General features: G+C 37.6%; 4 protein-coding genes, 1 pseudogene and 1 other annotated feature. Of the genes and pseudogenes, 1 reads left to right on the plus strand and 4 read right to left on the minus strand.

Features of this window, described 5'->3' with window-relative positions; translation table 11 throughout:
• Nucleotides 1-155: 155 nt before the first annotated feature.
• Complete coding sequence (gene hisS, locus RT405_RS03925; RefSeq protein ID WP_313467735.1) at nt 156-1,481, minus strand: histidine--tRNA ligase; 1,326 nt, start codon at nt 1,479-1,481, stop codon at nt 156-158.
• Nucleotides 1,482-1,558: 77 nt separating this feature from the next.
• Nucleotides 1,559-1,764: a binding site (T-box leader), on the minus strand.
• A 191-nt stretch (nt 1,765-1,955) separates the two neighbouring features.
• On the opposite strand from hisS, the gene RT405_RS03930 reads away from it, so the two are divergent.
• Nucleotides 1,956-3,275 (plus strand): N-acetylmuramoyl-L-alanine amidase, encoded by a 1,320-nt coding sequence (locus RT405_RS03930; RefSeq protein WP_313467737.1) that lies wholly within the window; start codon nt 1,956-1,958, stop codon nt 3,273-3,275.
• Nucleotides 3,276-3,416: 141 nt separating this feature from the next.
• Here RT405_RS03930 and dtd read toward each other — a convergent pair whose 3' ends face one another.
• The 3 genes and pseudogenes from dtd to RT405_RS03945 form a co-directional block, all read right to left on the minus strand.
• Entirely contained in the window at nt 3,417-3,863 is a 447-nt protein-coding gene (gene dtd / locus RT405_RS03935; protein ID WP_313467739.1) for a D-aminoacyl-tRNA deacylase, read from the minus strand.
• Nucleotides 3,864-3,951: 88 nt separating this feature from the next.
• Nucleotides 3,952-6,162 carry a RelA/SpoT family protein gene (locus RT405_RS03940; protein ID WP_396163213.1) on the minus strand — a complete coding sequence of 737 codons (2,211 nt, stop codon included), beginning with the start codon at nt 6,160-6,162 and terminating at the stop codon, nt 3,952-3,954.
• A 261-nt stretch (nt 6,163-6,423) separates the two neighbouring features.
• Nucleotides 6,424-6,603 (minus strand): annotated as a pseudogene (locus tag RT405_RS03945) (2-deoxyribose-5-phosphate aldolase); the annotation flags it as partial.

The raw sequence follows: 6,603 nt of genomic DNA on the forward strand, positions 1-6,603 counted from the left end.
GGTCGCGTAAGTCAATAAAAATCAAATCGCCTAAATCCCGTCTTTTTTGTACCCAACCTTTCAAAACAACTTCTTGGCCTAATAAATCTTTTGAGATCTTACCACAGTATTCAGTACGTTTTGCCATCTCTGATCCAACTCCTTTTGGTTATTGATTAATCTTCTTTATTGAAAAAGTCATTAAAGGCTGTCATATCAGCAGTTTTTAAATTAAATAGTTTTTCAAAGTCTTGGTAGGCCTCTTTCAATGACACAGTAGATTCTTTACCATTTTTCATTACTTTGAAGTTCACCCGACCATTTTTTAATTCTTCTTCGCCTAAGGTCAACACGACTTTAGCTTTTAATTTTGCAGCGGTTTTAAATTGTGCTTTAGCTTTACGGTCAAAATAATCACGTTCAGCAGAAAAACCGGCTGAACGAATAGCTTGAACGAGTTTTAAAGCCTCCACATTCGTTTCTTCTCCTATGCCAACCACATAAACATCTAGTTCGTGTAAATTAGGGATGTCTATCTTTTCCGCTTCTAAAGTCAGCATCAACCGTTCTAGTCCTAGTGCAAAACCAAAACCAGGTGTTTCTGGTCCTCCCAGTTCTTCAACCAAACCATCGTAACGTCCTCCTACACAGATCGTTGTAATGGCTCCGAATCCAGGTGCATCGCTCATGATTTCAAATATTGTATGATTGTAATAATCCAAACCTCTTACCATGTTGCTGTCGACTGTATAAGGGATATTCAACGCATCCAACATTTCTTTGACTTGTTCAAAATGTTTTTGAGAATCTTCACTTAAATAATCTAAAATAGAAGGAGCTTGTTGAACTATTTCTTGATCTTTTTTATTTTTACTATCTAAAACACGTAAAGGATTTTTATGCAAACGGATTTGAGAATCTTCACTTAATTCATTAAAATGTGGTTCAAGATAAGCGATCAAAGCCTCGCGATAGGCAATACGACTCGCTGAATCGCCAAGTGAGTTGATGACTAATGTTAAATGTTCTAAGCCAAGTTCTTTAAATAAATCCATTGCTAAAGACATAGATTCAACATCAACCGCTGGATTAGTGCTTCCAAAAACTTCGACTCCTAATTGATGGAACTGACGCATACGCCCTCCTTGGGGACGCTCATACCGAAACATCGGCCCCATATAGTAGACTTTGTAGGGTTTTGCATATTCTGGACCAAATAGTTTATTTTCCACGTATGCTCGAACAACAGGAGCTGTACCTTCTGGACGTAGAGACATGTGACGATTGCCTTTATCATAAAAATCATACATTTCTTTTGAAACAATATCACTGGTTTCCCCTACTCCGCGCGAAAATAAATCATAACTTTCAAAAATTGGGGTTCTAATTTCATGAAATTGATAATCTCCCAAAATAATTTTGGCGGTTTCTTCAACATATTGCCACTTTAACGAATCATTTGGTAATAAATCTGCAGTTCCTTTTGGTCTTTGTATGGCCATTTTTTCAACACTCCTTCATACTCTCGTTTTTATTTATTTCTATTTAAAAGCAAAAAAAAAGCGCCCTTATTCTATCGAATAAGGACGAGTTATTAGTTTCCCGTGGTACCACCTTTGTTTGAAAGCTAAGCTTTCCTTAACGAATAACGCTCGTAACGTAGCAGCTTTTCACTGCTATCCCTCCAGAGTGTCTTTCAGTCTTTTAACGGGAATCACTTTCAGCCAAGGTGTGTCTCTCTTTTTTCGCGTTATCAAAGCTTATTCTCTCTTTCAACGGGTTTCTTTTATTGGAATAGTTCCAGATTACAAGAAAGCTTTGTGCTTGTCAAGCCAATCCAACAGAAAGATAATTAAGCGAGTTGATGTAATCGTTCACTAATTGATTGCATATCTCCCCCTTTACTTGCTATAATCATTTTATACATAATTAATAGGTTGCACTCGTTTTGCAATAGGAAAGTAGTGAATAAATCAATGCAAAAAATCCGTATACTGAAACAACCCAAAACATTGATTACTTTTTTAGCTGTTTTGATTTTTATCAGCATTACAACTTTCGCAACCGTTGCGTTGGCTAATCAAAGCACAATCAAAGTCGATGCGAATGTCGTAAATATACGAACCGGACCAGGGTTATCTTACGACATTATGACTCAGGTTGTAGGCGGCGAAAAAATAAATGTAATCTCTGAAGAAAATGAATGGTATAAAATTCGGCTGAGTAATGATCAAATTGGCTGGGTAGCGAGTTGGTTGATTGCAAATACTGAAATAAGTGCAGCCTCCAATAAAACCGGAACGATCATCGGTGAGACTGTAAATATCCGGAGCGAGGGCAACACAGAAGCTACTATTTTAGGAAAAGCAACTAAAGGAACTGAGTTGACTGTGCTCTTTCAACAAAATGGCTGGACTCAAGTGCAATACAATGAACAAGTAGCTTGGGTAAGTTCTGATTTGATTGAAGTCACTGCAGAAACGAAGACAGCGACTCCTACGAGTCTTACCAAAGAAGATACAAAAGTTCCGATTCAAACCATCACTGTCAGATCAGATGGGACTAACATTCGCAGTGGACCATCCATTGATGAAAAAGTCCTAGTAAAAGCTTCCAAAGGAGACAGCTTTACCTATCTCAGCACTGCAGGAGACTGGTATCAAATTGAAACGGCTGATGGACAAAAAGGCTACATCGCAAATTGGGTCGTTGATCTATCCGCCAACAAAACTGCTGCTCCAACAGCTAATGTAACTTCTTTATCAGAAGCAACAATTGTGATTGACGCAGGACATGGTGGTGAAGATCCTGGTGCTCCAGCTCCTACTTATAACGAAAAAGAAGTTACGCTAAAAACGGCTAAAGTATTAGCTGATCGGTTACAAAAAGCCGGAGCGAATGTTATCTTGACTCGAAATTCAGATGAAACGGTCAGTTTAAATCAAAGAACCGTCATCAGCAATCAAGCTGCTGCAGATGCTTTTATCAGTATTCATTATGATTCAACTGAGAACCCTAATGAAGCTAGCGGAACGACGACTTATTATTATTACGAGAAAGAAAAACCATTAGCAGAAACAATCAATGCTCAACTCCAGCAAAATGGACTACTGCCCAATAATGGAGTCCATTTCGGTGATTTTTATGTTACACGGGAAAACAGACAGCCGGCCGTGTTATTAGAGTTAGGCTACTTAAATAATACCGTTGACCAAGCTACTATCAATACGGATTCTTATCGTTATTCTATTGTGGAAAGTATTTATCAGGCTTTAAACCAATACTTTGCTCCTTAATTTTAACAGCAAAAGAAGCTTACCTGTGTCTATCCTTTAATGAGATAGATGTTAAACAGGTAAGCTTCTTTTTATTTATATCAAGAAAGAATAAAGAGCTAAACTCCATTGCATTGGTAGAATTGCCTTACAATTACTTTTTTATTTGTTTTTACTGTCGATCAGAATAGTTACAGGTCCATCATTTACTAATGAAACTTGCATGTCTGCACCAAATCTTCCCGCTTCAACATGAATTCCTTTTTCTCTTAGGCCTTCATTAAAGGCTTCATATAAAGGAATAGCTGTATCTGGTTTGGCTGCCTGAATAAAGCTTGGCCGATTGCCCTTTTTAGTATCAGCATGTAAAGTAAATTGAGAAATAGAAAGAATTTCTCCTCCTGTCTCTTGAATAGACCAATTCATTTTGTCGCCTTCATCGGAAAAAATGCGCATGTTGCACACTTTTCGAATTAAATAGTCAACATCTTCTTGTGTATCTGCTGTTTCTATTCCTACAAGCAGAACTAACCCATGAGCAATATTTCCTACAATTTCATTTTCAATTTTCACTTCAGCCTGTTTGCTTCTTTGAATAACAAGTTTCATAAAATGCCTCTTTTCTTTTTTTATAAAAAATGAAGTAAAAACAGAAGATCGTCAATCCATCTTCTGTTTAAAGATCCTTTTTAGTTTATTAAGAAGTTAATCTGCGAACACTATACACATCAGGAATCATTTTAACTTTTTCAATAATTTTTTCTAAATGATTTAAATTTGGGATAGCAACGGTTAATGTGATGGTCGCCATTCGATTATTATCCACTCGTCCATTTACGTTGTTTAAATTTCGTGTCATTGTGTTGACAACTTGTAAAACTTCATTCAATAAACCAGATCGGTTATAGCCTTCAATCTGCAATTCTGCATCGTAATCTTGTCCCTGAGAAGAAGTATCTTGCCACTCTACATCAATAAGCCGATTCTCAGCATCCTTAGCTGATTGAACATTTGGGCAGTCAGCTCGATGAATTGAGACGCCCCGGCCTTTTGTAATGTACCCTACAATTTCGTCACCAGGAACTGGGTTACAGCAACGGCTGATACGGACTAGCAAGTTATCCACTCCTTGAATGACTACGCCGCCTTCATGCCGAACTTGGATTTTTTCTGTTTCTTTTTTTGACTTCACTTCTAAAGTATCAATTTCTTGAGCACGTTTTTCACTTTCTCGAGCACGTCTTTCCTTTTCAGTTAGCCGATTAGCCACAGCCAAAGCTGTTACTTCGCCATAACCGATCGCTGCAAATAAATCGTCTTCTGTAGTGAAATTAAAACGTTCTAAAAGGTTTTTCATATTTTGTTTAGTTAAAAACTCTTTTGGCAAAAATTGCATATCCTGAAGCTGTTTATCAAGCAAATCGCGTCCTTTGATGATGTTAGCTTCGCGATCTTGCAATTTAAAGAATCGTTTTATTTTGTTTTTTGCTTTGCTCGTTGAAACCACACTGATCCAGTCACGGCTTGGTCCATAGGAATTAGGTGAAGTCAGTACCTCAATGATATCACCAGTTTTTAATTTGTAATTCAAAGGAACGATCTTACCATTAACTTTAGCCCCAATTGTTTTATTTCCGATCTCTGTATGAATATTGTAAGCAAAATCTAATGGACCGGCACCAGAAGGAAGTTCGCTGACATCGCCTTTTGGAGTGAATACATATACCTTGTCTTTAAGAATATCTCCCTTTACGCTTTCCATAAAGTCGCTGGCATCATTCGCTTCATTTTGCAGCTCGATGATATCTCTAAACCAAGGTAAGTTTTCGCCGACTTCTGTATTGTCTAATTTTTTGGTAATGCCTTCTTTATAAGCCCAGTGAGCAGCCACACCATATTCTGCCACTTGATGCATTTCTTCTGTTCGAATTTGAACTTCGACAGGCTTGCCATTAGGTCCAATAACGGTTGTGTGAATGGATTGGTACATATTAGATTTTGGCATAGCAATATAATCTTTAAACCGTCCCGGCATTGGTTTCCAGCGTGTATGAACGGCCCCTAAAACAGCATAACAATCTTTAATAGAATCAACAATGATTCGGATAGCCAGTAGATCGTAAATCTCATTAAATTGTTTTTTTTGATCCCGCATCTTACGGTAAACCGAATAAATGTGTTTTGGGCGACCATAGATTTCTGCGTTGATATTCAACTCGTCAACAGAATCTTGGATTTTCTTGATCGTATTAGCAATATAGGTTTCTCGTTCTTCACGTTTAGAATTCATTAAGTGAACAATACGGTAGTACTGTTGAGGATTCAAATAACGCAAAGAAGTATCTTCCAATTCCCATTTTACTTTACTGATCCCTAGACGATCGGCTAATGGAGCATAAATTTCTAACGTTTCATTTGCTATACGTCTTTGTTTATCTGGACGGTGAAACTTTAAAGTTCGCAAATTGTGCAACCGATCAGCTAATTTGACCATGATCACGCGTATGTCTTTTGCCATTGCTAATAACATTTTACGATGGTTCTCAGCTTGTTGTTCTTCATGAGATTTAAATTCAATTTTTCCTAGTTTCGTTACACCATCGACCAACATAGCTACTTCTGGTGTAAACTCCCGTGCAATATCTTCAAAAGTAATATCAGTATCTTCAACAACATCATGCAAGAAACCTGTTGCCACAGTCACAGGATCCATTTTTAATTCGGCTAATATGCCTGCAACTTGAATGGGATGGATGATATAAGGTTCACCGGATTTACGGAGCTGCCCTTCATGAGCCATCGTTGCAAAGTCACATGCCTTCTTGACAAAAGCCACATGACTGCTATTCATATAAGTGATCGTTAAAGCAATCACTTCTTGTGCAGTATAATTTCTATTTTTGGGCATCTTGTCACCTTCTCTTCCAATTGATTTTCTTTACAGTTCACTTTATTTCTATTTTAACCAATTTACTCTAACAGTATAAATAAGCGCTCGCTTGAGAGTGCCAGTTGTGTTAAATGCCTTCCTGCTATTATACCGTTAAATGAGGGTAAATTCAATCTGAAAACTTACATGGTCACAAACCTAGGAACCAAAAATAAGCATAATAAAAAAGCAAAGAACAAATAAATCAATTCTTTGCTTTTCCGTCTTCTGTTGTCCAAACTACTTAGCGACAATAGCAATACCGTTTGATGAACCTAATCGCGTTGCCCCTGCTGCAATAAAAGCTTTCGCGTCCTCAGCTGTTCTTACACCACCGCTGGCTTTAACACCCATTTCTGGTCCTACAGTTGCTCGCATTAACGTGACATCTTCCAGAGTTGCGCCTCCAGTTGAAAAACC

Source organism: Carnobacterium sp. (assembly GCF_032094055.1).
Lineage (GTDB): Bacteria > Bacillota > Bacilli > Lactobacillales > Carnobacteriaceae > Carnobacterium_A.